24 protein-coding genes are annotated in these 25,422 nt (G+C 61.5%); 13 read left to right on the forward strand and 11 right to left on the reverse strand.

Annotated features, from left to right (window positions below):
- Window positions 1-21 precede the first annotated feature (21 nt).
- Entirely contained in the window at window positions 22-336 is a 315-nt protein-coding gene (locus tag AC1DF8_RS24720) for a hypothetical protein (protein WP_478155403.1), read from the forward strand.
- Between the two features lie 210 nt (window positions 337-546).
- A complete protein-coding gene (locus AC1DF8_RS24725; RefSeq protein WP_478155404.1) occupies window positions 547-2,886 on the forward strand; it encodes a calcium-binding protein in 2,340 nt (779 codons plus the stop codon).
- A gap of 98 nt (window positions 2,887-2,984) precedes the next feature.
- Here the strand turns inward: AC1DF8_RS24725 and AC1DF8_RS24730 are convergent, their stop codons facing one another.
- Both AC1DF8_RS24730 and AC1DF8_RS24735 read right to left on the reverse strand, forming a co-directional pair.
- A complete protein-coding gene (locus AC1DF8_RS24730; RefSeq protein WP_478155405.1) occupies window positions 2,985-3,557 on the reverse strand; it encodes an EF-hand domain-containing protein in 573 nt (190 codons plus the stop codon).
- Between the two features lie 147 nt (window positions 3,558-3,704).
- Window positions 3,705-4,631 (reverse strand): LysR family transcriptional regulator, encoded by a 927-nt coding sequence (locus AC1DF8_RS24735; protein ID WP_112546647.1) that lies wholly within the window; start codon window positions 4,629-4,631, stop codon window positions 3,705-3,707.
- Between the two features lie 260 nt (window positions 4,632-4,891).
- On the opposite strand from AC1DF8_RS24735, the gene AC1DF8_RS24740 reads away from it, so the two are divergent.
- A complete protein-coding gene (locus tag AC1DF8_RS24740) occupies window positions 4,892-6,190 on the forward strand; it encodes a sensor histidine kinase (protein ID WP_478155406.1) in 1,299 nt (432 codons plus the stop codon).
- Window positions 6,191-6,332: 142 nt separating this feature from the next.
- Window positions 6,333-6,911 (forward strand): LOG family protein, encoded by a 579-nt coding sequence (locus AC1DF8_RS24745; protein WP_478155407.1) that lies wholly within the window; start codon window positions 6,333-6,335, stop codon window positions 6,909-6,911.
- 300 nt (window positions 6,912-7,211) lie between these two features.
- Here AC1DF8_RS24745 and AC1DF8_RS24750 read toward each other — a convergent pair whose 3' ends face one another.
- Both AC1DF8_RS24750 and AC1DF8_RS24755 read right to left on the reverse strand, forming a co-directional pair.
- The gene (locus AC1DF8_RS24750; protein ID WP_478155408.1) at window positions 7,212-8,375 is read right to left on the reverse strand and encodes a M20 aminoacylase family protein; all 1,164 of its coding nucleotides are present in this window, start codon (window positions 8,373-8,375) and stop codon (window positions 7,212-7,214) included.
- Between the two features lie 250 nt (window positions 8,376-8,625).
- A complete protein-coding gene (locus tag AC1DF8_RS24755; RefSeq protein ID WP_478155409.1) occupies window positions 8,626-9,135 on the reverse strand; it encodes a hypothetical protein in 510 nt (169 codons plus the stop codon).
- Between the two features lie 272 nt (window positions 9,136-9,407).
- Between AC1DF8_RS24755 and AC1DF8_RS24760 the strand changes: the two genes are divergently transcribed.
- The 5 genes from AC1DF8_RS24760 (at window position 9,408) to AC1DF8_RS24780 (ending at window position 12,010) form a co-directional block, all read left to right on the forward strand.
- Complete coding sequence (locus tag AC1DF8_RS24760; RefSeq protein WP_478155410.1) at window positions 9,408-9,971, forward strand: hypothetical protein; 564 nt, start codon at window positions 9,408-9,410, stop codon at window positions 9,969-9,971.
- An 89-nt stretch (window positions 9,972-10,060) separates the two neighbouring features.
- Complete coding sequence (locus tag AC1DF8_RS24765) at window positions 10,061-10,390, forward strand: hypothetical protein (protein ID WP_478155411.1); 330 nt, start codon at window positions 10,061-10,063, stop codon at window positions 10,388-10,390.
- Window positions 10,391-10,530: 140 nt separating this feature from the next.
- Window positions 10,531-11,148 carry an SHOCT domain-containing protein gene (locus tag AC1DF8_RS24770; protein WP_478155412.1) on the forward strand — a complete coding sequence of 206 codons (618 nt, stop codon included), beginning with the start codon at window positions 10,531-10,533 and terminating at the stop codon, window positions 11,146-11,148.
- A 66-nt stretch (window positions 11,149-11,214) separates the two neighbouring features.
- Window positions 11,215-11,700: a hypothetical protein gene (locus tag AC1DF8_RS24775; RefSeq protein WP_478155413.1), complete on the forward strand. Its 486-nt coding sequence runs from the start codon at window positions 11,215-11,217 to the stop codon at window positions 11,698-11,700.
- Window positions 11,701-11,788: 88 nt separating this feature from the next.
- A complete protein-coding gene (locus AC1DF8_RS24780) occupies window positions 11,789-12,010 on the forward strand; it encodes a hypothetical protein (RefSeq protein WP_478155414.1) in 222 nt (73 codons plus the stop codon).
- Between the two features lie 33 nt (window positions 12,011-12,043).
- On the opposite strand, the gene AC1DF8_RS24785 is transcribed toward AC1DF8_RS24780, so the two are convergent.
- Both AC1DF8_RS24785 and AC1DF8_RS24790 read right to left on the reverse strand, forming a co-directional pair.
- Complete coding sequence (locus AC1DF8_RS24785; RefSeq protein ID WP_478155415.1) at window positions 12,044-12,730, reverse strand: hypothetical protein; 687 nt, start codon at window positions 12,728-12,730, stop codon at window positions 12,044-12,046.
- A gap of 230 nt (window positions 12,731-12,960) precedes the next feature.
- Window positions 12,961-13,536 carry a DUF308 domain-containing protein gene (locus tag AC1DF8_RS24790; protein ID WP_478155416.1) on the reverse strand — a complete coding sequence of 192 codons (576 nt, stop codon included), beginning with the start codon at window positions 13,534-13,536 and terminating at the stop codon, window positions 12,961-12,963.
- 154 nt (window positions 13,537-13,690) lie between these two features.
- Here AC1DF8_RS24790 and AC1DF8_RS24795 point away from each other — a divergent pair, with 154 nt between their 5' ends.
- Window positions 13,691-14,263, forward strand: coding sequence for a TetR/AcrR family transcriptional regulator (locus tag AC1DF8_RS24795; RefSeq protein WP_478155417.1), 573 nt, complete (start codon window positions 13,691-13,693; stop codon window positions 14,261-14,263).
- A 66-nt stretch (window positions 14,264-14,329) separates the two neighbouring features.
- Here the strand turns inward: AC1DF8_RS24795 and AC1DF8_RS24800 are convergent, their stop codons facing one another.
- Window positions 14,330-16,090 carry an adenylate/guanylate cyclase domain-containing protein gene (locus AC1DF8_RS24800; protein WP_113211530.1) on the reverse strand — a complete coding sequence of 587 codons (1,761 nt, stop codon included), beginning with the start codon at window positions 16,088-16,090 and terminating at the stop codon, window positions 14,330-14,332.
- Between the two features lie 244 nt (window positions 16,091-16,334).
- On the reverse strand, window positions 16,335-16,844 hold the full coding sequence (locus tag AC1DF8_RS24805; protein ID WP_113117329.1) for a hypothetical protein: 510 nt from the start codon (window positions 16,842-16,844) through the stop codon (window positions 16,335-16,337).
- A 1,117-nt stretch (window positions 16,845-17,961) separates the two neighbouring features.
- On the opposite strand from AC1DF8_RS24805, the gene AC1DF8_RS24810 reads away from it, so the two are divergent.
- The gene (locus tag AC1DF8_RS24810) at window positions 17,962-19,764 is read left to right on the forward strand and encodes a heavy metal translocating P-type ATPase (protein ID WP_478155507.1); all 1,803 of its coding nucleotides are present in this window, start codon (window positions 17,962-17,964) and stop codon (window positions 19,762-19,764) included.
- A 10-nt stretch (window positions 19,765-19,774) separates the two neighbouring features.
- On the opposite strand, the gene AC1DF8_RS24815 is transcribed toward AC1DF8_RS24810, so the two are convergent.
- The 3 genes from AC1DF8_RS24815 to AC1DF8_RS24825 all read right to left on the reverse strand — a co-directional run bounded on the left by AC1DF8_RS24815 (window position 19,775) and on the right by AC1DF8_RS24825 (window position 21,804).
- On the reverse strand, window positions 19,775-20,248 hold the full coding sequence (locus AC1DF8_RS24815) for a nucleoside deaminase (protein WP_478155418.1): 474 nt from the start codon (window positions 20,246-20,248) through the stop codon (window positions 19,775-19,777).
- 84 nt (window positions 20,249-20,332) lie between these two features.
- On the reverse strand, window positions 20,333-20,857 hold the full coding sequence (locus AC1DF8_RS24820) for a GNAT family N-acetyltransferase (RefSeq protein ID WP_478155419.1): 525 nt from the start codon (window positions 20,855-20,857) through the stop codon (window positions 20,333-20,335).
- Window positions 20,858-20,970: 113 nt separating this feature from the next.
- Window positions 20,971-21,804, reverse strand: coding sequence for a universal stress protein (locus tag AC1DF8_RS24825; RefSeq protein WP_478155420.1), 834 nt, complete (start codon window positions 21,802-21,804; stop codon window positions 20,971-20,973).
- A 325-nt stretch (window positions 21,805-22,129) separates the two neighbouring features.
- Between AC1DF8_RS24825 and AC1DF8_RS24830 the strand changes: the two genes are divergently transcribed.
- Window positions 22,130-24,406, forward strand: coding sequence for a DUF3141 domain-containing protein (locus AC1DF8_RS24830; protein ID WP_478155508.1), 2,277 nt, complete (start codon window positions 22,130-22,132; stop codon window positions 24,404-24,406).
- On the forward strand, window positions 24,315-25,421 hold the full coding sequence (locus tag AC1DF8_RS24835) for a phosphate acetyltransferase (protein WP_478155421.1): 1,107 nt from the start codon (window positions 24,315-24,317) through the stop codon (window positions 25,419-25,421). Before AC1DF8_RS24830 ends, AC1DF8_RS24835 begins: the two co-directional genes overlap by 92 nt.
- Window position 25,422: the final 1 nt, after the last annotated feature.

Here is a 25,422-nt window from a genome sequence, read left to right on the forward strand (position 1 = left end):
TGTTTCAAACGGGGGATCAACATGCGCATTTTCCTGAAGAGCCGGCCGCTTCCGGCCCTGCTCCTTTGCTCGCTCGCGGCATTGGCGGCCTGCCAGTCGGCCCCGCCGCCGGACCAGATGTCGCGCACGGCGGTCGAGACCGCGCCCGCCGACCTGCAGCTCCTCTGCGCCGATGCCGCCGCGAAGCAGGCCGGTCTCGACAGGGCGAAAATCCTGCCGACCGGCTCGCGCCCGGTCGAAGCCGGCGGCTTCAGCGTTGACCTCGATGCCTCCGGCCGCAAGTTCGCCTGCGTCATCGACCGCACGGGCGTGGTGAGGAGCGTTCAGCCCGCCTAGGGGCGGACCGCCTTCCCGAAGAGAACCCCGAAAAGACCGCTGTGCCGTTGCGAGGTGATGGGCTCGCCGCCCGGCTGCCGCCGTTCTCTTTTGAAAATTATCCGGACTGTCGGGTAATCTTCAAAAAAGAACGGTATGGTAGCAATACGGATCGGATCTGCAGCACCCCATTCATTCATTCGGTTACTATCTGTCTGAGGAGGAAGGTAAATGCCGTTTGCGGAATCTCAGGTCAACACATTCACGGTCAATTCTCAGTACAGTACTGTGACCACCCAGCTGCCGGGCGGCGGATGGGTGATCACATGGGCCTCCACCCTGGAGGATGGCAGCGGTACCGGCGTCTACCAGCAGGTCTTCGACGCCACAGGCTCCCCCTCCGGTCCTGAAACCCGAGTCAACACCATCGTCGAGGGCAATCAGGAGATGCCGGCCATCGCCGCCCTTGCCGATGGCGGTTGGGTGATTACCTGGGGAGACCAGGGCATCTCCACGCCTGGGGTCTATCAGCAGGCATTCAACGCTGATGGTACGCCGCGCGGCAACGAGACCCAGGTCAACACCTATGAAGGCGGGGGACAGGGGCTACGGTCGGTCATGGGGCTTTCTGACGGAGGCTGGGTCGTCAGCTGGCTGTCGGTAGGCCAGGGCGGGACCTATCAGCAGGCCTTCGCCGCCGACGGCTCCAAGGTCGGTGGAGAGACCCTTACAAACGCCAGTTCGATGGCGGCGCTCGATGACGGCGGCTGGGTCGTCACCGGGACCCTGCAGGACGGTTCGCAAACCGGCATATTCCAGCAGATCTACAATGCCGACGGCACGCCGCACGGCGGGCAAACCCCCGTCAATACCTACACCGATTCCTATCAGGGCAGCCCGACGGTGGTGACACGTGACGGCGGCTGGGTCGTCATCTGGGGATCCAATGGCCAGGACGGTTCGAGCGGCGGGATCTATCAGCAGGCCTACAATGCCGATGGAACACGGTTCGGCACCGAGACACGCGTCAATACCACAACCGACGGCAACCAGGGCTACCATACCTCCGCCGCATTGGACGGCGGCGGCTGGGTGGTGATCTGGCTCTCGGGCGACGCCCACATGATGCAGCAGGCCTACAATGCGAACGGGACGCCACAAGGCGTCGAGACCCAGGTCGATACCGACGGCATGTATGCCTCGAACCAGAAGGTGACGGCTCTTTCCGATGGCGGCTGGGTGGTGACCTGGACGGTGATCGGCAGTTCGGAGACCTTCTATCACGTCTATCAGCAGGCGTTTAATGCCGACGGGACGAAAAACGGCGACGAGACGCTCCTTAACACGCTGACCCATACCTACAAGGATATGCCCCAGGTGGCAGCACTCGATGACGGCGGTTGGGTCGTCAGCTGGGCGTCCGACAGTGATTACAACGACGTCAACGGATATAATGACGGCATCTTCCAGGTCCGCTTCGATACCGACGCCCATGCGGTGGAGATTCCCGGCAGTCGCATCTACGGCACCTATCCCGACAAGAACCTGGTCGGCACACCCGCAGACGACGCCATCTACGCAAGCTCCGGCAATGACACGCTGACAGGCCTTGCCGGCAACGATCATCTGGACGGAGGATACGGCCACGACCGGATGACGGGTGGCCTCGGCAACGACACCTACGTCGTCGACACCGCTGCCGACAGGGTGATCGAGCTGGCGGGCCAAGGTACCGACACGATCCTTGCGCAGGTGAGTTACTCGCTTGGGGCTAATGTCGAGAACCTCGCCTTCGTCGCGGAAGGCAATCTCTACGGAAGCGGCAACGCGCTCGACAACGTCATGACGGGCAACAGCGGCAACAATAGTCTCGGCGGCGCAGCGGGTAGCGACACGCTTTCCGGTCTCGACGGCAACGACTATCTCGATGGCGGCGCCGGCAATGACACGCTCTACGGCGGCTCCGGCGATGACATACTCGCTGGCGGCACCGGCGACGACACCATGGATGGCGGAGCTGGAAACGACAAGTACAAGGTCGACAGCGCCGGCGACGTCGTCCACGACACCGGCGACGACCCCTCGTATTTCACCGATATCATCTATTCCACCGCCGAGACCTATTCGCTCGCCGGAACGGGAGCCGAGAGCCTGATCCTCCAGGCGGGCGCCGTGACCGGTATCGGCGATGCCGGCAACAACCAGATAACAGGCAATGCCGCGGCCAACACGATTGTCAGCGGCGGCGGCAGTGACGGCCTGGCCGGCGGCGGCGGCGCCGATACTTTCGTCCTTGCCGCACCGAGCCCATCGAACTTCGTTTTCATCGGCGATTTCGGCGCGGACGACTTCCTGTCGTTCACGTCCAGCGACTTCCAGGGCATGACGGCATCCACGCTGGATTACCATGTCGGCAAGACCGCGATCGGCACGGACGCCCAGTTCTACTTCAACACGTCCGACCGCACGCTCTATTGGGACCATGACGGCACCGGAGGAGACGGCGCCGTCGGCATTGCCATGCTGAACGGAGCCTATGTCCTCCAGTCCGGCGACTTCCTGTTCGCCTGACAGGCGTCGACCACGGCAGGAAGGGCCTTTCTGTTGCCAAGGGAGGAGCGGTTCAGCGACCGCTCGCCCTTTTGTCACCCTTACCCGGCCGCAGCAGGTTATTTGAACTCGTCATAGAGCGAGAGCAGCGAGGCCTGCTCGGCGATCGTCGTCTTGATCGTTTCCGCCATTGCCGGCTTCTTGCTTTCTACGTCGATGGCGTCCTGGAAATTCTGCAGCGTCTCCTTGGAAGCCTCCAGGGCCTGCGTCCGGATGCGCTCGACCATGTCGGCATCGAGATGGCCGACCTTGAGCGGCAAAAGGATCTTCAGCCCCTCGATGATCTCATCCTTGTCGATTGCCCCCTTGCCGGTGGGATCGAAGGTCGACCAGCGGTCTTCGGCGGCATCGATATCGAAGATCCTGTTATCGGCATTGGCAAGCCGCTTTTGCGCGGCCATGTATTCGTCCTTGCTCATCATCCCGTCACCATCGATGTCGGCATCATCGAGCGTTTGCTGGGCGGTACGATCGTAGAGGTCGGCGAGCAACTGGTCGTCCGATTTTGCAGGAAGCGCGTTCGCCGCTTCCCCTGTTGTCTTCTCGTATTTCTCCTCGCCGAAAACGGAAACGGCGACCCTGGGCATGGCATTGAAAACGCTGCGGACTGAATTATCGGAACCGACGATCACGGTGTCTCATCCTTCTGTTTGGCGTGTTGGTGCGCGCAAACTGGAAAGCGGAGCTTGCATGAAACTGGCCGAAAACCTGTGTCGGCGCCTTGTGTTATAACGGTAACGAAATTCCCGAAACAGCAGCGCCCGGGACGGGAGGGCCGTCTATTCTCCCGCCTGCAGAACCGGGGGATAGGCGGCACTGCCCTCCCCGCCGAGCCGCTCCAGCATGATCTCGATCAGCGCCCGCACCTTGGCCGGCACATGCGGCCCCGGCGGGCGCACCACGTAGATCGCGCCCTCGTCCAGATAATATTCGACCAGAAGCGGCACGAGCGTGCCCTTGCGGATCTCGTCTGAGACGATGAAGGACGGCAGCTCCGCCACGCCGAGCCCGGCAATCGTCCAGCCCAGGTGCACCTCGGCATTATCGGTCAGAAGCCGTCCATTCGGGCGGATCGACACGATGCGCTTGCCGGCACGGAACTTCCATTCCGGAATATGGCGCCCGGAATAGATGATGCAGTCATGCGAAAGCAGGTCTTCGGGCTTCTCGGGGCGGCCGTTGCGGGCAAGATAATCGGGGCTGGCGACGATGAAGGGCCTGACCGGCGCGATGCGGCGCGCGATCAGCGAGGGATCGCGCAGCTCGAAGAGCCGGATCGCCGCATCATAATGTTCGCTGATGAGGTCGACGGCGCGCTCGGAGAAGGAGACATCGATCTCGAGGCGCGGATGGCGGCCAGCAAGCTCGGTCAGGATGGGGCCGAGATAGCGCTGCCCGAAGGCAAGCGGTGCGGCGAGCCTCAGGCGCCCGGTAACATCGCCGCCGGCATAGGTGGCGACCGCATCCCGCGCCTCCTCGAGTTCGGCAAGAATGCGCCCGCAGCGCGCCTTGAATTCGAGCCCGGCCTCCGTGGCGCTGATGCCGCGCGTGCTGCGGTTAATCAGCCGCGCCCCAAGATCAGTCTCCATGCGCGCGATACGCCGGCTGACGATCGACTTGGACACGCCGAGGCTCTGGGCGGCGCGATTGAAACCGCCGCTTTCGACCACCGCCACGAAGCTTCTGATATCATCCAGGTCGATCATCTATGTTCCACTGAGCGCAACACCCTGTTGCCGGAAGCGGGCATTGTGCCACCCTTTGCCCCGCTTTACCTTGGCTTCGACTCTATTCAGCCTGATGGCTACTATCATGACCGATATGGTGCCGCCAATGGCGGCCGCAGGTGGATGCGCGCCAGCAGAACGCGCGCGCCCGCAACGAAGAGGCATTGTCTCGGACAAACTATTGCACCCGCCGGAACATCTGGCCTGAAACATAGTGGCTGAGCGTATAGGAAGGGCAAATGGCCGACACGCCGATAGCGCGGAACATCGCTGCTCGATGGGATGACGCCAGACATGGCGAGCGCTCTGTCGCGCAGCCGCCGATCGTCGTCATCCAAGGCGGCGCTAACGGCGATCTGCCGGCAAGGCGTGCGCGCAGCGAGACGCACGCTACAGCCCTGATCCATCATCTTCCGGTCCCGGTCCTGCAGCTCGATCCCACGAGCCTCTGGGCACTGCTTTCCGGATCGAAGGCCAGGGGCGATGCCGAGCACTTTCTCACGGCGGGCATTTCGCAGGCAGGCCTTTTCGTCAGCGACGCCAACGAGATGGCTGTTTCCCTTTTGCAGGCATCCTCGTGCGACGACCTGCAGGGGCCGGCAAGCTATCTGTTTGCCCTATCGCCCCAGACCGGCAGGAGACTGATGCGCGCATGGTTCGAGGGGACGAAGCTCTTCTCGGAGGTGATGAAGATGCGCAGCTTCAAGGGCGCCATGCTGGATGTCAAACTGTCGGTCACCTTCCCTTCGGCCGAAAGTCCCGAACCGCTGCTCATCGTGCTCACGGATATCACCGATCGGAGACAACCCGGCGAGCGCGAGGCCGACCCGCTGCATACGGCGCGGCTCTCCATGCTCGGCAGGCTCGCGACTTCGATTGCCCATGAGGTCAACCAGCCGCTTGCCGCGATCGTCACCGACTGCGAAACCGCAAGGCTGCATCTGTCACGCGACGAGCCGAACATCACCAAGCTCAAGGAGATTGCCGCGCGCATGGCGGCGAGCGCCCATAGGGCGAGCGAAATCGTCAAGCACGTCCGCGGCATGGCAAGCGGCCAGGCGACGATACGAAAGCCGCTCGACCTCAATGAGATCATTGGGGATGCGCTGTCCTTCGTCCGCCACGAGACCGATATGCACGCGATCCGCATTTCGGTCGCCTGCACGCCCGGCCTGTCCGCCTTCCTCGGCGACCGCATCCAGATGCAGCAGGTTGTCGTCAACCTGCTCCTCAATGCCATCGAGGCCGTCGTCAGCAGCGGCAAGCGGCCGCGCCGCATCGAGATCGCCACAAGCGCGTCGGGCCAGAGGATACAATTCTCCGTCCGCGACAGCGGCGACGGCATATCAGCCGTCGATCTCGGGCGGATATTCGACTGCTTCTACACCACGAAACAGGACGGCGTCGGCGTCGGCCTCTCCATCTGCCAGTCCATCATCCTTGACCACGGCGGCGATATCAGCGCCGCCAACCACAATGGCGGCGGCGCCCTTTTCTCCGTCTCGCTGCCGGTGGCCGCAACAGAGACCGATCGGTAGGCCCAACGCCGGCGTCGGACTGACACTGCAGATCGAGGTTGTGCATATCGGCACTGATGCCGGACCGAGCCTCCTGACCGCTTTCCTTTGCTGCGACTGGCCGCTATTGCGTGTCAGCTAAAACACAGGAAGGCGACCGATCATGACACGCTCCATCAAGTCCATCGCGGTATTCTGCGGATCGAACTTCGGCGCAACGGACGATTTCGCCGATGGCGCCCGGGCGCTTGGCCGGGCCATGGCCAGCGAGGGCATCGGCCTCGTCTATGGCGGAACGACCAAGGGCCTGATGGGCGTCGTCGCCGATGCCGTGCTCGAGGCCGGCGGCACGGCGCATGGCGTCATCACCGAAAGCCTGCATCAGCGCGGCCATTCGCACCCGAATCTCACGACGGATGAAATCACGCCGACCCTGCGCCTGCGCAAACAGCGCATGGCCGAACTCGCCGATGCCTTCATCGCGCTGCCCGGCGGCATCGGCACGATCGAGGAATTGATGGAGGTCTGGACGATGAACCAGCTCTCCGAGATCGATAAACCCGTCGGCCTGTTGAATTCTGCGGGCTTCTTCGATGCCTTTCTCAAGTTCATCGACCACATGGTGGAGACGAAATTCCTGCCGCCGGCGCATCGCTATTCGATTTCAGTGAATGCCGATGCGGGCGGACTGATTGGAGACCTGAGGGCGTTTCAGCGGGTCGACGTGCCCAAGTGGTTGTGAGGGACAGGCTCTCCGCCGCGCCCCGTCGCGGCAGTGTCTTCGGCGACACGCGCCTCTAGCAGCGCAAACATCGTCTTGGGCACCGAGGCGCGCCTCCTCTCTCCCTCATCCCTGTGCTTGTCACAGGGGTCCAGCCTGCCAAAACCCTTGGGCAGGAGAGATTATTTCGCTTGCCGCATATGTCGGCCGTCATTCGCCGCACGGACGCGCGGTGGCTGGCTTCTCTGATATCCCTGGCCCGGCGCCAGCGACGCAGAAATGAGGGAGAGGAAAACCACGCTCCTCTCCACCCAGTCAGCCTCAGCGTCCCCCAAGCTCCTGCCCGACCAGCGACAACCAGTAGCGCACCCCATGCGCAATCGCCTTGTCGTTGAAATCATAGGCCGGGTGGTGCAGACCCGCGCTATCCCCGTTGCCGATCAGGATCATCGCGCCCGGCCGCTTTTCCAACATGTAGGAAAAGTCTTCAGCTCCCATCGACTGCACGTAGGCCGCTTCCACCCGCTCCTCGCCGGCTACCCGCGCAGCCGCCGCAACGACAGCTGACGTCCTGCCGGCATCGTTGACCGTCACCGGGTAACCCGGCCGCCAGTCGATCTCGGCTTCCGTCTCGAACAGCTTCGCCGTGCCATGCACGATCTCGCGGAACCGCTGCTCGACGGCCTTGCGCGTATCCGCCTGCATGGTGCGGATCGTGCCGCCGAGGCGCACGGAGGCGGGAATGACGTTCAGCGCCTTGTCGTTGCCGGCTTCCGAGAAAGTGACGGAAACGACGACAGGATCGAAGGGATCGGTGAAGCGCGAGGCGATCGATTGCAGCGCAGTCACCATATGGGCGCTGACGAGAACGGGATCGCGGGTCATCTGCGGTGCTGCCGCATGCCCGCCCTTGCCGTTGATGGTGATGACGAAACGATCCGCACCCGCCATGAAGGGGCCAGCGCGCGTGGCAAAGGAACCGATTTCCAGGCCCGGCTCGTTATGCATGCCGTAGACTTCGTCGATGCCGAAACGCTCAAGCAGCCCTTCCTCGATCATGACACGCGCACCACCGCCGCCCTCTTCCGCCGGCTGGAAGATCAGCACCACCTTGCCGGAGAAATCCCGGTTCTCGACAAGACATTTTGCGGTGGCAAGCAGCATGGCCGTGTGCCCGTCATGACCGCAGGCATGCATCCGGTTGGTGTTTTTCGAGGCATAGGGAAGATTGGTCTGCTCCGACATCGGCAGCGCATCCATGTCGCAGCGCAACGCAATCGTCTTGCCCGGCCCCTTCGAGCCCTCGATGACGGCGACGACCCCGGTCTTGGCAAGCCCGGTCGTGACGTCATCGCAGCCGAATTCGGCAAGCTTGCCCGCGACGAAGGCTGCCGTCTCGGGCAGGTCGAACAGCAGCTCCGGATTCTGATGGATATGCCGGCGCCAGCCCTTGGCCTCTTCGGCGACGGCTTCGATGGTGCTCATGATGATGTCCTCGTGATGGTGCGGCCGGGCGTGGGAAGCGGCGGCCGAAGGTGGGGTGGCGCAAGATTAGCCGCTGAGGGGGCGGTTTGCCAACCGGGGTGCGAGAAAACCGACAATCGTCTATCGACATCTCCTCGAATGAAGAGCTTGCTTTGGGCACTCAGCCCATCATCCTCACCCTCATTCTGTGGCAAGCACAGGACTGAGGGAGGTATACGAGGTCCGAAGTCTAGCCCCCTTCGGCCCCCGTTTACCCGAACATGCCGGGCGAATAGACACCATCGCTTTCCAGTTCCCGAGCGCGCTGCTGCAGCCAGTAGAGATACTGGTGGATGGAACTGGTGGTCTGGTCACCATTTCCGGAATGGAACGAGTATTTCTCGGCCTCCCCGCTTTGAATGAGGTAGGTGATATAGTCGATCCGCGGCTTGATGGCGTCGTCAGGCAATGTTGCGACATTGGTCTCATACATGTCGTTGCTCTCGGGCTGCGGATTGTAGCGCTCCGGATGAGCGGCCGTCTCGGCATCATATTCCGCCTTCAACTGCTGGACATGGGCTTCGCGGGCCGCGAGTTCCGCTTTCACCTCGGCTGACATCGGCTGCGCCGCGCCCGGCGGCAATGAGTGCCACTCGAGATGGGAGTAGTCATACCTCGGGATGCCATAAATGGCCGGCGCAAGCGCGCCGACAAGATATTCTCTCTGCGCCTGCGACATGTTCGGGTCACGGATCATTGCTTCGAATGCTTCCTTTGACATCGCCGGCTCGCCAGGAGGCAAAAGGATCGGGGCTTGAGAATTTGGCGGCAGATGCGGTGTGCCGCCTCCACCCGTCGGCTGGGCGGTGACTTGCCGCGTGCTGCCATCCGCAAACGCTATTGTCAGCGATGATGATCCCGCGGAGTAGAGCTCGACGGTGATGACATCGTCGGCAGCTGCCCAGCTATCTAGCTAATTTCTTTCCCGGTTTAGATGTATTCCCCGAAGTCGAGGTTGTGCTACAGAGCGAAAGCTATAGTTGGGAAGGTCTGATGCGCGCGTTTGCTCTACTGCTAATCGTGGTGTGTGGGTTGGGTTATGGGTATTGGGACGCCTACGTCGAGAGAGCCATCGAGGTGCCGGTCATAGCGCGTGTAGTAACGCCGTGGGAAATGTATTTCGATTCCGCTGATCTTGGCGCCGATAACGGGCAGATCTACATCAAGGTCTTCTGGGAACAGCCGAAGGATCCGTCACTACGAGTATCATCCATTCGCGTGCGCGGTCACGTCCTTGATAGCGGTCAGAAGATTGCTAGCTTCAATGCTCCTTGCCAGCGGGTGCATAGCACCTGGCTCGCAGATGCAAAGTGGATCTATCAGGGCAGCCCGAACACCGACCTACTCTGCTTTGTCAAGGTGGACTACATCAACAAGCCTGATACTCCTGGTCAGCTGCTCAATATGGACACCGCTGAGGCGAAGATCGCTAACATGCGGCTGAGCTACACTGCAGAGGTGAAAGCGGTCAGTCGGCCTATGCGCTATGTTACTTGGATCAATGAGCAAGTCTTGAGTATCCGAGATTCCCTGGCCGCGCCTTTCCAGCGTCAGTAGCTGCCCAGCTATCTAGCTACGCGCATAGGAGTTGGAATTGTTGTGGGATCGCGTTGGATTATAAAGCCGCTCGAAGCTGGGAGTTACGCTTGCGCCTCATACTGATCGCCCTGATGTGCCTCGTGGGAACGTCTGCGAGTGCAGAAGATCCGGAGCTAGTAAAGCTCGGCGACGACTACAGGTCTTGCGTGAAAATTTACGCAACCTTCTACGGCCAAAAATCCTGTCATCCGCCATCTGAGTTGCTGCCAGCCATCGCCGCGCATTGCCGCCCTCAACGTGACGCGATAACGAGCTATCTCTCTAAGAAGACCAGCAATGATGTGGTTCAGCAAACCCTCGAGCTGGTCGACAGCCAGGTGAGAGAGCAGACTACAGCTACGATCGTTGATGGGCAGATCAAGCGCGACTGTCCTTAAAGTGCGCGCTGTGCCGGCGAACCATCAGCCAGCTACGTAGCCAAATAGCCAAGTGTGCAAAACGAGAGCGCGGTTCACAATCTCGCTTAACAATTGAAAATCGCCGTGCTTCAACAACCCAACTATTTTGGGGTTGGGTAATGGGCGACGACTCGAAATCTTTGGCAGAATTGGCTGCGATGAAGGCGCGCGGGGAGATCACCGCAGAGCAGTTTGAGGAAGCGCGCAAGCTGTTGTCATCACTTCCCGGCGCTTCAGAGCAGCCACGACCTCAAGCGCCAAAAATTCCGAAGAAGAAGGGAGGCTGCCGCAGGATCTTCTTGGGGTTGGTGATCATCTTCGGAGGGTTGATCTTATGGGGTTCATATCTCGAAAGTCAGAAGACGCCGGAACAGCGAGCCCAAGAGGCTGCAGAACGGGCTGCGTCTGAAGCCAAGCGCAAGCAGGAAGCTTCAGTAAGGGCTGCAGCAGAGAGTGCCGAGAAGGCGGAAGAGCGCAGAAAGGGCTTTCACTGCCTGTCATCATGGGATGGTTCCGATCGCGAGCTGGTAGACGCTGTGAAGAAGTCCCTGCGTGAGCCGAGTAGCTTTGAGCACGACGAGACCAGGATCTCCCCTGTGAACGCGCAGGGCCAGCATTTTGTCGTCATGACCTTCCGCGCCAAGAACGGCTTCGGAGGCACCAATGTCGGGTCTGCGACAGGTATGATCCGCCAATCCGATTGCTCGCTTGTCCGTTGGGAAATGGTCGACTCGTAAACACCTACTCTGGCAGCTTTGCTGCCGGACCATGGCTTTCCAGCAACGCAAACCACCGAGGTTTCGATGTATTCTCTTCTGGATCACGACGATTTCGCCAAGAGTCGGAAGGCGCTCCTTGCAACATGCGCATCTTTGTTGCTGGTAGGTCATTTGCAAATCGTAGGCGAAAGTCTGACGATCCTGGGCCTGACATTCAAACTCGATCGGACGGTCCTGATCGGATTTGGAAGTATTTTCCTGATCTACTTCACTTACGCATTCGTAGTCCGATCAACTGAACTCTATTTCTCGCGACGAATCGGGGCTGTTCAGCGTAGGCTTGCCGAGCTTGTCAATGAGATCCGAAATGTAGATACCGTTGCGATTCACCTCGTCGAGGAGATGCTGCAAAAGATCAACGAGACTGTGGTTAGTCTCGAAGACACTACGAGTTACCTTCAGGTGCGAGTGTTGATCGGATTGGAAATTGCTCCGCCTTTATTGCTGGCTGCTTATACGGCCTACAATGTGAGCGCGATCGAGTCTTCGATTAGATTCTTCCGCCTGTAGCGATAGCTGCCGAGCTATCAAGCCAGGTAGCCCTTCACGAATCTGCACGGGTGGGTTTCACCCAGTCCATCAGCCAGGGAGCCCGTCTATGCGCATCTTTAGAGAAATCGTCTTGTGGATCTCCGGCATTGTTGGGTTCTTCTGCATGGGCTTGGCGCTCGGAACTTTCGCGGAGTTCTTCAAAAGCAACGCCTTCGGTGTTTATGAGATAAGTCGGCCTCTAGGCGTAGGGCTGCCGTTGCTGTTTGTGTGTGTCCGCCTCTGGACGCTGGAGCGTCGCGCGGCCGCGAAGGTTGCCCGAGCGGATTGATACGCCCTACCGCGGCCGACGTTCCCAGGTGCCCTATCCTCCTCTAGCTCTCTCCGCAAATAGCTGCTTAGCTAGGTAGCTGGTTTTGCCATTGATGCTGATGGTCGCCGTGCGGCCATTGACGGTAACCTGCACCGCATCTGCTGAAATGCCTTCGCCGAGCTGCAGCGTGGCCGAACCGGAAACCCGGATCTGATCGCGCCCGTCGCCTGCGGCATATTTGAGGATGGAGCCGCCGCCGGTCTGGATCCGGTCCGCGCCCTTGCCGCCTGTTATGACGGAGCGTTCGTAGGTCTCGATGACATCGTTGCCGGCCCCGCCATCGACCGTGGAGTCGCCATAGACGGAGATGTAGTCATTGCCGTCTCCGGCCTCGACGGTCGAATGATCGTAACCGCTCACCCAGTCGTTGCCCGCCCCGGCGGTCACCTTCGAATGATCGCAGACGGATACGTGGTCATTGCCGTCTCCGGCGTCGATGATGGAATGATCGTAGGTATCGATGACGTCGTCGCCCCGCCCACCGCTGACGGTCGCATGATCATAGGCGCTGATGTAATCGCTGCCGTCGCCGCCATCGACCGTCGCATTGGAATAGGCCGAGATCTCGTTGTCACCGACGCCGGACCTGGCAGCCCGCCACTCCTCGATCGTCGTCTTTGAAGACCGGTACGTCGACGACTGCAGGATTGCGGACATGATCGAACTGGTGACTGTCATGCGTGTTCCCCCGTGCGGCGCCATGCAGAATGGCGGGACGCGCCCCCGCATCCCCCACTACAGTTGAACACTCATATTCCAATATAAACTTGCGCGGGCATTGCGTCGGGTCGTACGCATTGGATTCCACAACCATCGGCTTCGGAATCCCACGGAAAAGATGGCATGGGCGGCTCTCCGCGCCCATGCCATCTAAGCATTTCTCTCATTCCGGCTGGGGCTGGCGCGCCTCACCCCTGCACGCTCGCCTTCCGATAGGCCGCAACGGTCATCCACACCGCCGACAGCAGGAAATAGAAGGCGCCAAACCCGGCATAGGGCGCAATGTCGAGAATGCTCGGCGCCGCGGTCCCATAGGCCCGGCTGATCATGAAGCCGCCGGCGAGCGTCGATTGGGCGCCGCTGAGGATCATCACCCACTGCGCGCCGTAAATGCGCCAGCGCCGCACGGCCGCCGAAAGCTGCAGCAGGCCGGAGAAGATCGCCCAGATGCCGAAGACCGCGAGCACGGCATAGGTGCTATCAAGCACGGCGATGATGACGGCGAGCGTGGTGATCGAGCTGACGGCGACGTTAAAGGTCTGTGCGGGGTTCGCCTTCAATCCGCCATTCGAGCGGGCGTCCACGAGGTTCGCCACCGCATCCCAGGCCGGATAGATGACGAGCAGCACCGACGCGAGCGCCGATTGGCTTCCCGACAGACTGGCCGCAAGAATGGCGGCGATGATCCAGCCGATCGAAAACAACGCACGGACGAAATAGTAGGATCGCAACCAGCTCGATTGCGCGGAAGATTGGTTTTGCATGACAGGCTCCTTGTTTCGTCTTCCTACTAGTAGGTAGATCATTTTGAGGAGTCAATCGTCAAACGCACCGCCCGCTGTCATGATGAACACAAGCGCGTGAGCGAGCCCGCAGCGCCAGCTTGACGCTTTGCCTACCGGCAGATAGGCAAGCTGCATGGAACAGACGACTTCGGAAAAAATCCTCGATATAGCGCAGTCCCTCGTCGTGGCGGGAGGCTATAACGGCTTCAGCTATGCCGATATTTCCGAGGCGGTCGGCATCCGCAAGGCGAGCATCCACCACCATTTCCCCACCAAGGCCGAGCTCGTGCAGGTCCTGGTCGATCGCTATACGCAGCGCGCCGAATCCGGCCTGAACTCGTTGCGCGAGCACGTCCCCGGCCCAGTCGATCAGCTGCAGGCCTATCTGAACTACTGGCAGAAATGCATTCTCGATGCCACGGAGCCATTCTGCGTCTGCGCCATGCTCGCGGCCGAAATGCAGATGCTGCCGGAGCCGGTCGCAGCCCATGTGCGCCGGCATTTCGAGAACCTGGCCGCCTGGCTGACCTCGGTGCTGAAGGCCGGCGCAGAGCAGAAGCTCTTCCGGCTCGCGAGATCGCCCGAGGAGGAAGCGCAGATCCTGATGGCCTCCGTCCATGGCGCCATGCTGTCGGCCCGCGCCCTCGGCGAACCCCGCCTCTTTGCCGCGATCGTCGGCCCGCAGCTCGCCCGGCTCAAGGCCTAGAAGCACTCGCGGCCTGCGCCGATCTTTGGAGACGGGCCGCGGCAGTCTGATGCAGCCGGGCGATCATCATCTCAGGGAGAGTGATTTCTTCCGCGCTGCGGGCTTGCGCGGCGTCAACGGCAGGCCGGCATCGCAATTGCGCGCAACCAGCGTTTCGGTGACGGATTCGTCCGCATAGGTTTCCTGCATCCGGATATAGACCGCCGACAGGGTCGGATCGAGCGAGAGCGCTTGCCGGACCAGGGATTCGGCCCTGTCGGCATTGCCGCAAGCCATGCTGGCGGCAACCTGGTAGAGCGACTTGCGCCGGGTCTGGAACGGCAGCGTCACGGCAACGCGCATCATCTCTTCGAACCGGCTCAACGCATAGAGCGCCGCCACCCGCTCTTCGGTGATCCAGACCGGCAGGAAGGGATCGAGCGTTTCGGCGCGATCGAGCATTTCGAGGGCGCGCTCGGCCTCCCCGGCATAGACGTAGAAGGCAGCGCTGCGGCCGAGAATATAGGCGTCGTTCGGTGCGAGTTCATGGGCGCGGATGTGGTGGTAGCGGGCCGAAACGAAATCGCCCGATTTCATCTTGATCGCGCCCATGATGCGATGGGCTTCCGGGTCGGACGGGTCGAGGGCGAGCGCATGTGCAACCTGCTGTTCGGCCTTGTCCATGTCGAAGCTCGGCAGGTTGCTCCACGAGCAGACATGCATTGCGAAGGGACGGCCGAAACCGGGGTCGGCCACCATTGCCCGCTCGAACCAGCTCATCGCTTCATGGATGTGAACATCCGCCACGCCCACCAGGCGGTGATGGTCGAGCCCGCGCAGGTAATATTCATAGGCCGTCATGTTCTCCGGCCGCTTCAGCCGTGCTGCCGCAAGTTCCGACTGTTCGATGCGTCCGGAGACCGTTGCCGCGACACGGGCGATGATCTCGTCCAGCACATCGAGCAATTCGCGAAACGGGCGCTTGATCCGGTCCGACCAGATGACGAGCCCCTCTCCCGTCTCGGTCAGCGCGATATTGACCCTGAGGTCCTCGCCCACCTGCCGGATCGAGCCGCTGATGACATAGCCGACGCCGAGAAGACGGCCGATCTCGACCGGGTCTTTCGTCGTCAGGGCGGCCGCCGCCGAGCGGGAACTGACAAATAACCCTTTCAGGCGGCTGAGTTCGAGCGTCAGGTCGTCGGTAATGCCCTCCGCCAGGAACCATTGATCCGCAACGTCGCCAGACGCCACGTCGAAGCGCGTCACCGCGATCGAGTTGGTCCGGGGAGACTGGGCGGCGCTGGGGGCGGAGCGCGTTGGAGCGAACTGATAGACGTGGCGGTCCACCAGTTCGGTGACCCGGTAGATCCGGATCGGCTCCAGAATCCCCTTCAGCCGTCTTTCGCCGATATCTTCGAACCCGCACGGCGAGACCCGCCGCACCTGGTCGTAAAGCAGCCCTGAAACGTCGATTGCGCCGGGTGGCGCGGACGCCTCGATGCGCGCGGCGATGTTTACGCCGTCGCCACGCAGGTCCGAGCCGACGACCACGACATCGGCAAGATGGAGGCCAAACCGCATGTCGCCGCCGCTCGCTCCAGGAAGCGCAGCGATCTCGGCGCGCGCCTCGATGGCGGACCGGAGCGCATTGACGGGACTGGCGAATTCCGCAAGCAGCGCATCCCCCGCCGTGCCGAACACACGGCCGTCATGGCGCTGGACGACGGTGCGAACCGTCTCGAGCACAGTATCGATCCGGGTAATCGCTCCCTCTTCGTCTGTTTCCATCGCAGAGGTGGAGCCGACGAAATCCCCGACCATGATCGTGGCCAGCTTGCGCTGCATTCTCGATCCCTCCCGCAACAGAAGCCTGTGATGACGCAATGTAGCACATTCGCGGGCGTGGATGTTTTGCGATTGGCAATGCTTACGATTTGATGGCAAGCCGGTGAGACATTGGGCCGCTTCTGGCCCGAAACAGTCATTCGACGGTCCGACCATAAAAGGCGGATTCGCATCGCCTTTTCAGTCGATGAGGCCGCTTATGCAAGTTCTAGAAGGCGGACACTCGTCCTCGATGTCCAGCTACTTAGGATTGCCAAAGCGGCTCTACCCGCTCAATGCGATATCTCTTGTCAAATTCTTTGAGCACCATTTCCAGTGTTGCCTGGAAAGTACTCCGGTCGAACATCGTGGATTTAGGCTCATGAAGGTAGCGCCAATCGATGAACGCATCTTTGTGCTGGTACAGGACGTGACGAATACTGTAGTCAGTATGCAAGAAGTTGGGATGATATGGCGCCACTGATCTCTTGAACTCCGCGTCAAGTTTCTCCTGACTCTCGGGCTTAAGCTTATCAAACAGCTTCGCTAGGTCGTGCGATTTGGCAGTTTTCGGATCATCGAAGTCAAAAACGAACCACGCCTTGAGTGCCAGCTCCATCGACAGTGCCAGAAGCATAGGCTCCACGCCAACATGCACAAGTTGGCAAACACCATCGAGCTTTTCAACTTCTCGATCGGGGAAGCTTTGAGTCTTTAGCAAGATCCCTTTTGCGGCTTCGCCGATTTTTATGGCAGTCGATAGGCGAGCACTCATAAGAGGTCCTTTTGATTGATGCGACTTGATTTTGGAGACTGAGCGGAGCAATTGCAAGAAAGCTATCAACTAGGCCAAATGGCGCCGCGCGGCGACAATGCCAATCGTAGAGCAACTGGGGGTCGTCTTCAGGGCCTATCGGAAAGTGGATGGCGACCGAAAGTTGTGGCGTAAGTGGCGCAGCTGCCACGCGGCCAACTTGCGCCCTCATGTCGGCCACTTCGCTCTGTGGCGCTGCTCCCCAAAAGCTGCCGTTCGGGGCGCCTCTGGCCATGCCAGCAATCTAGATACGGAGCCTCAAAGCCAGCATATCGCATCGGAAATTAATGCGAAGGCATGCGCTTGGCCGCTTAAACGAATTGTGCCACCCCCATGAAAGTGCCAACCTTTATCTATGAACGTGACGCGGCGACAACACTATGTACGGCGACACTACCTTGAAGGATGGGCGAGCAGCGGCACCGTGGCGGTCGTGCGCAAAGATGGCGCTTCGTTTTCGACAAATCCTGCAAACATTGGGCAAGAGAGATTTTTACCGCCTCCCGGCAATAACTTTGGACGATGAACATTTCGCTCGGAAGATGATCGATGCTCCAGGGGGTAATCCGAGCTTAGTCAAACTCAACATGGGTTGGCTGGATGCCTTTGCTACGCCTTCCCGTTTGCGTAGGCTGCTTGAAGCGCGTGGTTTGATCGACGATGCGCTGGAAAAGGCGATCCGAGACTCCCTGACCTGGCGTAGTTGGCGATAATGCGTCGGTACTTACTACTCCCGTACGCCTAACGAACGGCAGCCATAGTCCCTTCTTGATCTAAAAACGGTCAGTCCTCTCGCGGCCCCAGATCGACCACATCTCCCTAGCTGAGCCCTCGTCCGCTTATAGCGCATAGTCGTCGTGCCCATCGGTCAGGCGCAGCTTGCGTGAGATCAAGGAAAAATCCGCTGACCGTGCCACATTCCCGGACGCATGACGGCGCCAGGCAACGAGTTCAAGCATCGATCCTGCGCACCCGAGAGGAAACACCCAGCGGAAATGGGAGGCGTGCGACCATGAGCGTTCCGGACGAGCCGAAGGTTCAGCCCCGAATTCGCATTTCCGGCGAACCGCGCGCATGGATGCCCGACATCGGCTTGCGCTCGACAATCATGGCGGCGGCAGCAGTGGCCGGTCTGGCCGGTGCTTTCGTCCTCTTCCTTCTGGATTTCGGTTCGGCAAGCCGGCTTGCTCTTGCCGCAAGCACCTGTGTTGCCCTTGCCTTCCTGTTGATCGACATTGGTGCCAAGCTCCGAAACGGCGATTTTGGTCTTGACCTGATCGCAGCCCTTGCCATGGGCTCGACCCTCTGGTTCGGCGAATATCTCGCCGGGGCGATCGTCGCCCTCATGTATGCGGGCGGCCAGTTTCTGGAAGCCTATGCGCATCGGCGTGCCGACGAAGGCATGTCGGCCCTCCTGGCACAGGTGCCGCGCACCGCACTTCGCCTCATGGAAGACGGGCTGGAGGAAGTCCCCATTCCCGACATTGCGGTCGGCGATATCCTGATGATCCGCAGGGGCGATGTCGTCCCTGCCGACGGTACTCTGATGTCGGAGAGCGCATCGATCGATCAATCCGTCCTGACCGGAGAAGCCTTTCCGGTCACCGTCTCCAGCGGCGAGCGGATTTCGAGCGGCGCCACCAATGCCGGAGACGCGATCGAGATCAGGGTGGAAAGCCGCGCCGAAGACAGCACCTATTCCGGCATCGTCAAGCTGGTCGAGGCATCCCGACGTTCGAAGGCGCGGATCGCGCGACTGGCTGATCGCTATGCGATCGCCTTTCTGCTCCTGACGCTGGCAATCGCGGCCGGCGCCGCCATCCTGTCCGGTGACATGGCGCGCATCGTCGCGGTTCTGGTCGTCGCAACCCCCTGCCCGCTGATCCTCGCCGTTCCCGTGGCGCTCGCGGCCGGAACCTCGAAGGCCGCCAAGGCGGGTGTGCTGGTGAAGGGCGCAGGCCCGCTGGAGATCCTGGCCGACGCCTCCGTCGCGGTCTTCGACAAGACCGGCACGCTGACGGCGGGCGACCCCGAGGTCGTCTCGATCGACGGGCCGGAAGGACCGGACAGGATCCTGCGTCTTGCCGCCTCGCTCGATCAGGCATCCTCGCATGTCGTCGGCCGCGCGATCGTCAGGGAAGCCCGGAGACGGCAGTTGGCGCTGTCACGCCCGACGGACGTATCGGAGCTTGCAGGCGCCGGCATTTCCGGGCTTGTCGACGGGATCAGGGTAAGCGTCGGCGGCGATAATTACTTCACGGCGGATGGCAAGCCCTCCCGCCCGCCTGAGAAAGGCCGGATGCAGGCAAAGGTCTTCTTTGACGGACAGCTCGCCGGCGAAATCGGCTTCGAGGATCGGCTGCGCGGCGATGCGGTCGAGCTTGTCGGCAAGCTCCGCAAGCTGGGTGTCCGCCGGATCGTCCTTGCGAGCGGCGACGAGCGCAGCGTTGCCGCCGCCATTGCCGGATCGCTGTCGCTGGATGCCGTCGAGGCGCGGCTCACCCCCGCCCAGAAGGTCGAAATCGTCGCCAGGGAGCGCACAGCCGGAAGGGTCATGATGGTCGGCGATGGCGTCAACGATGCTCCGGCGCTTGCAGCTGCCGATGTCGGCATCGCCGTCGGCGCCACCAATCTCGCGGCTGCGGCGGAAGCCGCCGATATCGTCCTGATCCGCAACGATCTGAACAGGATCGCCACCGCAATCGAGATCGCCAGGCGCTCCCGCGCCATCGCCGTCCAGAGCATTTTCGCCGGCATCGGCCTCTCGCTCGTCGCCATGCTCTTCGCGGGCGCCGGTTTCCTGCCGCCGGTCACCGGCGCCATGCTGCAGGAAGTGATCGATGTGGCCGTGATCCTGAACGCGCTCAGGGCACTGCGCTAGATAGCGAGCCCTAAACCTTGCCCAGATGTTTCGGCCAGAATTCCTGATGGACTGCGGCGGCTTCCTCTTCGAGGTTCGTCGGTCCCTCGACGGTGACAATGCGCGCGCCGGTCTGCAGCACCGCCCGGCTCGGCACGTTCAACCCGATCCCGGCAATCTCGCCAAGCCGTACCTCCGAGCACGCAAATACCATGCGCCCGATGCCCGACCAGTAGATCGCCCCGGAGCACATCGCACAGGGCTCCGTGCTGGTGTAGAGCGTGCAGTCGGCAAGATAGGCGGTGTCGTAGTGTTTTGCAGCCAGTTTGACGAGGTTGATCTCGGCATGGTTCGTCATGTCGTGGCCGGTGAAGACGCTGTTTTCGGCGCGAAGGATGACTTCGCCGTCCCTCACCAGCACCGACCCGAACGGCTCGTCGCCGTTTTCCATCGCGGATTTCGAAAGCGCAATCGCCTCACGTAAAAAGGCCTCGTGGTTTTCCATCAGCATCTCCCCCAAGAGCTAGAGCGGGATGATCTTCGCTTGGATGCGGGAGATTTCCAAGGGGCAGCAATCGCAGCAAGCAGGCTACTGAATGAAATTGTCGCGCTCGATCGGCCGCTTCATGAAGACCTCGGTGTGCTTGATCACATCAGGAATGTCCCGGAACGGCGGGCAAGGCGTGAAGCCGAAAGCTTCGTAGAGCGAAACTGCGCTCTTCATATAGACCGTCGTATGAAGCAGCAGCATCGATCTCGGCCCCTTGCCGGCTTCGGCCATGATCGCCTGCAGGAGTGCCTTGCCGATACCGCGCCCTCGAAAGGCCGGGTCCACATAGAATTTGTGGATCTCGGCCGCGCCCTCGTCGAAGGGTGCAAGGGCAATGCACCCTGCCGGTTCGCCATGCCATCTGGCCAGCAGAAGCGGAGCGTCCGCCTGACTGTACCTTGCTGCCAGCGCCTCGTCGTCCTCGCTATGGAAAAAGGTCTCTACCACCTCGGGCGGGATGTCATAGGCGCGGCATGCCTCCGCATCCCAGGCGCCAAACGACCTGCACAATTCGCCACTGATGGTGAAATCCTCAGCAGTGCATGCCCTCGAAATCGACAGCATTCCCATGTCCCCCGATCCAGCTCGACCTTCATACACATTTTCTAATATTCTGGACAGGGATCCACGTCCCTGTTGCTGATGGCATTTGCGCGAGAAGGCCGAAGTTCTCTGGTTCAGTGGGCAAGGAAGAGCGGCAGCTGGCATTCCTCGATCATCCTGCGGGTCACGCCGCCGAACAGGCTCTGCTGCCATCTCGGATGATTGTAGGCGCCCATGACGATCAGGTCCGCCCCCATGTCCACCGCATGCCGGGTGATGATCGCATCGGCGCTTTTGCCTTCGCTCGAGAGCCGATCGACCTGAACCCTGACGCCGTGCCGGGCAAGGAAGCCCGCTATGTCGGCGCCCGGCTCCTCGCCATTCGCGCGCATGCGCGCGACCGGGTCGACCATCGTCACATGAACGACCTCGGCTCTTTCCAGAAGATCGAGCGACTGGCGGGCCGCCCGTGCCGCCTCGTTGCTGGAATCCCATGCGAGCACCACGGACCCTGGCGACGCGGCGATGGCCTTTTGCCCGCGGTTGATCAGGATCGGCGTCGGGGTCTGGAAGAGCGCGCCATCGAAGATCCGCTTTCTGAGGTCGGCATCTTCTGCCGCGTCGGATCCGAGGAGCACGATATCGGCATAAAGCGCGCGCTCGGCAAAATCCTCGTCGGCCCATGCAAATTCCGTATAGAGATCCTGCACCTCGAACGAGAGGTCGCTGCCCGACAGGGTCTCCTTGATCTTCGCGGTCGTGGTGGCGAGTTCGTCGATCTCGCGCTGCCTCTCATCCAGCCAGATGGTGGAGATGGCATCGTACTGGCTGAGCGATGGGGCCGCGCCGATGGAAACGGCAAGTGCGGTCAGATGAGCCCCGTAGGTGGCGCAGAAACCCGCCGCGCCGTTCAGGTCCCGCTCGAATTTGTTGCTCTTGAGGATACCAAGAACTGTCGTGATGGCCATGATGGCTGCCCTCCGTGATGGATATCCCCACGGTAGCGATCCGGCACGCCATGGTCTTTGACATCGGTCAACACGATCGGCCGGCAAACCCGCCCGCCGGACATGGATGACAGGTCGAAAGGCGAGCCGAAAACGGCCCGTAACCTACCGTAAAATACGTTGCGCCGCGGGGCACTCCAACTATGCTGCAGGTGCTAACAAAACTCCCGTGGCCGGCAGCGCCGCCCATGCGCAATGCGGACGAGGATCGAGACTATTACTTCCAGCAATTAGGTCTTTGAACTCCCGCCGAGAGCGGTGAGCCAGGAGGTTTGACATGTTTGGCATGTGGTACCCTTCCCATCTCTCGAAGTTTGATTTTGCAACCCAGTTCGGCCCGGCCGGCATGGCCTTCGATTATCTGAGAGACGCCACCCAGCGCAGCGTTCTCTTCTGGGATGTGATGCGAAAGCGCGGCAATCAATATCGTGTCCATTCGGAAGCGGCAGCACCCCATGTGCTGAGCTTCACGCCCGAGGTGCTGCTGGACGGGCGCGACCTCGAGCGGCCGGTCAACTACGCGCTGGTTCGCATCGTCCCGCCCGAGGGCACGGACATCGACGAAACACGCCGGCCTTTCGTCGTGGTCGATCCGCGTGCCGGGCATGGGCCGGGCATTGGCGGCTTCAAGGCCGACAGCGAGATCGGTGTTGCACTCGCAGCCGGCCACCCCTGCTATTTCATCGGCTTCCTGCCGGACCCGGTCGCTGGCCAGACGCTCGAGGATATCGCGCTTGCCGAAGCGATCTTTCTGGAAAAGGTCATTGCGCTGCATCCGGACGCTGACGCAAAACCCTGCGTGATCGGCAATTGCCAGGCCGGCTGGGCCGTCATGATGCTCGCTGCCATGCGGCCCGAGCTTTTCGGCTCGATCATCATCGCCGGCGCCCCCCTTTCCTACTGGGCCGGCAAGCGCGGCGAATATCCGATGCGCTATACGGGCGGCCTGCTCGGCGGCACCTGGCTGACGGCGCTGACCGGCGATCTCGGCCACGGCAAGTTCGACGGGGCATGGCTGGTGCAGAATTTCGAAAACCAGAACCCCGCCAATACGCTCTGGACCAAGCAATATAATCTCTATTCCAAGATCGATACCGAGGCGCCGCGCTATCTCGGCTTCGAGCAATGGTGGGGCAATCACGTCAATCTGAATGCGCAGGAAATCCAGTTCATCGTCGACGAGCTCTTTGTCGGCAACAACCTCGCCGCCGGCCGCATCGAGACCTCGAAGGGCGAGACGATCGATCTCAGGAATATCCGCGCGCCGATCGTCGTCTTCTGCTCCAAGGGAGACAATATCACCCCGCCCGCCCAGGCGCTCGGCTGGATCGCGGATCTCTATGACAGCGTCAACGAGATCCGCTCGCACGGCCAGACGATCGTCTACACGGTGCACGAAAAGATCGGCCATCTCGGCATTTTCGTCTCCGCCAGCGTCGCCCGCAAGGAACATGGGGAATTCTCCAGCAATATCGACCTGATCGATGCATTGCCGCCCGGTCTCTACGAGGCGATTTTCGAAGCCAGGACGAATGCGACCGTCGGCAGCGATCTTGTCGAAGGCGACTGGATCATGCGCTGCGAGGAGCGGACGCTCGACGATATACGCGCGCTCGGCTGCAACAATGCCGCCGATGACAGGCGTTTTGCGACGGCGGCCAAGGTCTCGGAAATCAACCTGTCGCTCTACCGCACCTTCGCCCAGCCTTTCATCCGCGCAATGGTGCCGGAACAGGCGGCCGAAGAGATGCGCAGGCTGCATCCGCTGCGGCTGCAATACGAGCTGCTTTCCGACCTCAATCCCCTGATGGCGCCCATTGCCGACCTTGCGGTCGACGTGGAGGAAGAGCGTCGTCCCGTTGCCGCAAACAATCCCTTCCTCGCCTTCGAGCAGATCGTTTCACACCAGATCGTCGCCGGACTCGACGCATGGCGTGAAGGGATCGAGGCGCTCAGCGAGGCGGCGTTCCTCACCGTCTACGGCTCGCCGTTCCTGCAGGCGGCGGTCGGCATCGATCCATGGAACGAGAAGCCGCACCGTCGCGCAAGCAAGACAGCGCTGCATGCCCAGGTGCTGAAAACAAGGATCGAGGAGCTGAGGGCGCGGATCGACAAGGGCGGCCTGCAGGAAGGTCTGGCGCGCAGCCTGCTCCATGTCGCCATGGCGCATGGCGCAGCCGACGAGCGCGGCTTTGCCGCCATCCGCCGGATGCGGCGCGTCGAGAACAACATGCCGGCGATGACGCTTGCCGAATTCAAGGCGCTGATCCGCGACCAGTTCCTCATGCTCGTCATCGATGAGCAAGCTGCCGTCGACGCGATACCGCAACTCCTGCCGGCGGACGAGGAAGCCCGCCGTCATGCCCTCGCCTCCCTTCGTGAAGTGTTGAACGCGCGGGGCCCGCTTTCCGGCGAAGCCGAGCAGCGCTGGCAGAAGATCGTGGACCTCTTCGGCTTTTCCGCAGCACCCCTTGCCGGGCCGGTATCGGCAGGCAGCCCACCGCCGATCAGCCCGACACCCGGCAGCCCGACGCCACTCAGGGCCGTCAGGCGCGCAAAATAACCGGGCGCATCAGGGCTCGAAACGGTCATTCAACAGGGAGCGGAGGCACATGCCGGATTGGGAAAACCCTGGCGAAGCCAGGCAGCACGAAAAATATGAGCGGCTGATTGTCAAGGCAAGGCAAGCGCCGCAGATGACCACCGTCGTTGCTCATCCCTGCGACGAGTCATCGCTGCGCGGAGCGGTCGAAGCCGCCGAAGACGGGCTCATGCGTCCGGTCCTCGTCGGGCCGACGGAGAAGATCAGAACGGTTGCAAAAGCCCATGCCATCGATATCTCGCCCTTCGAGCTGGTCGATGCGCCGCATAGCGATGCGGCGGCTGCGAAAGCCGTGGAGATCATCCGCGAAGGCCGCGCCGACCTGCTGATGAAGGGCAGCCTGCATACGGACGAGCTGATGCGGGCCGTCACCTCGACGGCCACGGGCCTGAGGACGGCACGGCGCATCAGCCATGTCTTCGTCATGGACGTGCCGAACTATTCCGAGACGCTCTTCATCACCGACGCCGCCATCAACATCGCCCCCGATCTCGATGCCAAGCGCGATATCATCCAGAACGCCATCGACCTCTTCACGGCGATCGGCCTCGGCACGCCCCGGGTGGCGATCCTTTCGGCGGTCGAGACGGTCACGTCGAAGATCCCCTCGACCATCGATGCGGCCGCACTCTGCAAGATGGCCGAGCGCGGACAGATAACAGGCGGCATCCTCGACGGACCGCTCGCCTTCGACAATGCGATCGACCCGGAAGCGGCACGCATCAAGGGCATCCGGTCCGAGGTCGCCGGCCGGGCGCAGATCCTCGTCGTGCCCAATCTCGAAGCCGGCAACATGCTGGCGAAGAACCTGACCTTCCTGGCGCGGGCGGATGCGGCGGGCCTGGTGCTCGGCGCGCGGGTGCCGATTATCCTGACATCGCGCGCCGACAACGTCCGGGCGCGCCTCGCCTCCTGCGCCGTCGGCGTGCTCTTTGCCGAAGCGCGCCGGCGTACGGCGCCGATTCAGGGCGGTTGAT

It is taken from the genome of Rhizobium sp. 05N49, from assembly GCF_056396805.1.

Excerpts from the sequence above, each read along its gene's own strand:
- AC1DF8_RS24725 (WP_478155404.1), top strand. The coding sequence starts at position 547 with ATGCCGTTTGCGGAATCTCAGGTCAACACATTCACGGTCAATTCTCAG.
- AC1DF8_RS24745 (WP_478155407.1), top strand. The coding sequence starts at position 6,333 with ATGACACGCTCCATCAAGTCCATCGCGGTATTCTGCGGATCGAACTTC.
- AC1DF8_RS24735 (WP_112546647.1), bottom strand. The coding sequence starts at position 4,631 with ATGATCGACCTGGATGATATCAGAAGCTTCGTGGCGGTGGTCGAAAGC.
- AC1DF8_RS24720 (WP_478155403.1), top strand. The coding sequence starts at position 22 with ATGCGCATTTTCCTGAAGAGCCGGCCGCTTCCGGCCCTGCTCCTTTGC.
- AC1DF8_RS24760 (WP_478155410.1), top strand. The coding sequence starts at position 9,408 with ATGCGCGCGTTTGCTCTACTGCTAATCGTGGTGTGTGGGTTGGGTTAT.
- AC1DF8_RS24810 (WP_478155507.1), top strand. The coding sequence starts at position 17,962 with ATGCCCGACATCGGCTTGCGCTCGACAATCATGGCGGCGGCAGCAGTG.
- AC1DF8_RS24795 (WP_478155417.1), top strand. The coding sequence starts at position 13,691 with ATGGAACAGACGACTTCGGAAAAAATCCTCGATATAGCGCAGTCCCTC.
- AC1DF8_RS24775 (WP_478155413.1), top strand. The coding sequence starts at position 11,215 with ATGTATTCTCTTCTGGATCACGACGATTTCGCCAAGAGTCGGAAGGCG.
- AC1DF8_RS24830 (WP_478155508.1), top strand. The coding sequence starts at position 22,130 with ATGTGGTACCCTTCCCATCTCTCGAAGTTTGATTTTGCAACCCAGTTC.
- AC1DF8_RS24785 (WP_478155415.1), bottom strand. The coding sequence starts at position 12,730 with ATGACAGTCACCAGTTCGATCATGTCCGCAATCCTGCAGTCGTCGACG.
- AC1DF8_RS24750 (WP_478155408.1), bottom strand. The coding sequence starts at position 8,375 with ATGAGCACCATCGAAGCCGTCGCCGAAGAGGCCAAGGGCTGGCGCCGG.
- AC1DF8_RS24790 (WP_478155416.1), bottom strand. The coding sequence starts at position 13,536 with ATGCAAAACCAATCTTCCGCGCAATCGAGCTGGTTGCGATCCTACTAT.
- AC1DF8_RS24755 (WP_478155409.1), bottom strand. The coding sequence starts at position 9,135 with ATGTCAAAGGAAGCATTCGAAGCAATGATCCGTGACCCGAACATGTCG.
- AC1DF8_RS24800 (WP_113211530.1), bottom strand. The coding sequence starts at position 16,090 with ATGCAGCGCAAGCTGGCCACGATCATGGTCGGGGATTTCGTCGGCTCC.
- AC1DF8_RS24780 (WP_478155414.1), top strand. The coding sequence starts at position 11,789 with ATGCGCATCTTTAGAGAAATCGTCTTGTGGATCTCCGGCATTGTTGGG.
- AC1DF8_RS24815 (WP_478155418.1), bottom strand. The coding sequence starts at position 20,248 with ATGGAAAACCACGAGGCCTTTTTACGTGAGGCGATTGCGCTTTCGAAA.
- AC1DF8_RS24825 (WP_478155420.1), bottom strand. The coding sequence starts at position 21,804 with ATGGCCATCACGACAGTTCTTGGTATCCTCAAGAGCAACAAATTCGAG.
- AC1DF8_RS24770 (WP_478155412.1), top strand. The coding sequence starts at position 10,531 with ATGGGCGACGACTCGAAATCTTTGGCAGAATTGGCTGCGATGAAGGCG.
- AC1DF8_RS24740 (WP_478155406.1), top strand. The coding sequence starts at position 4,892 with ATGGCCGACACGCCGATAGCGCGGAACATCGCTGCTCGATGGGATGAC.
- AC1DF8_RS24820 (WP_478155419.1), bottom strand. The coding sequence starts at position 20,857 with ATGCTGTCGATTTCGAGGGCATGCACTGCTGAGGATTTCACCATCAGT.
- AC1DF8_RS24805 (WP_113117329.1), bottom strand. The coding sequence starts at position 16,844 with ATGAGTGCTCGCCTATCGACTGCCATAAAAATCGGCGAAGCCGCAAAA.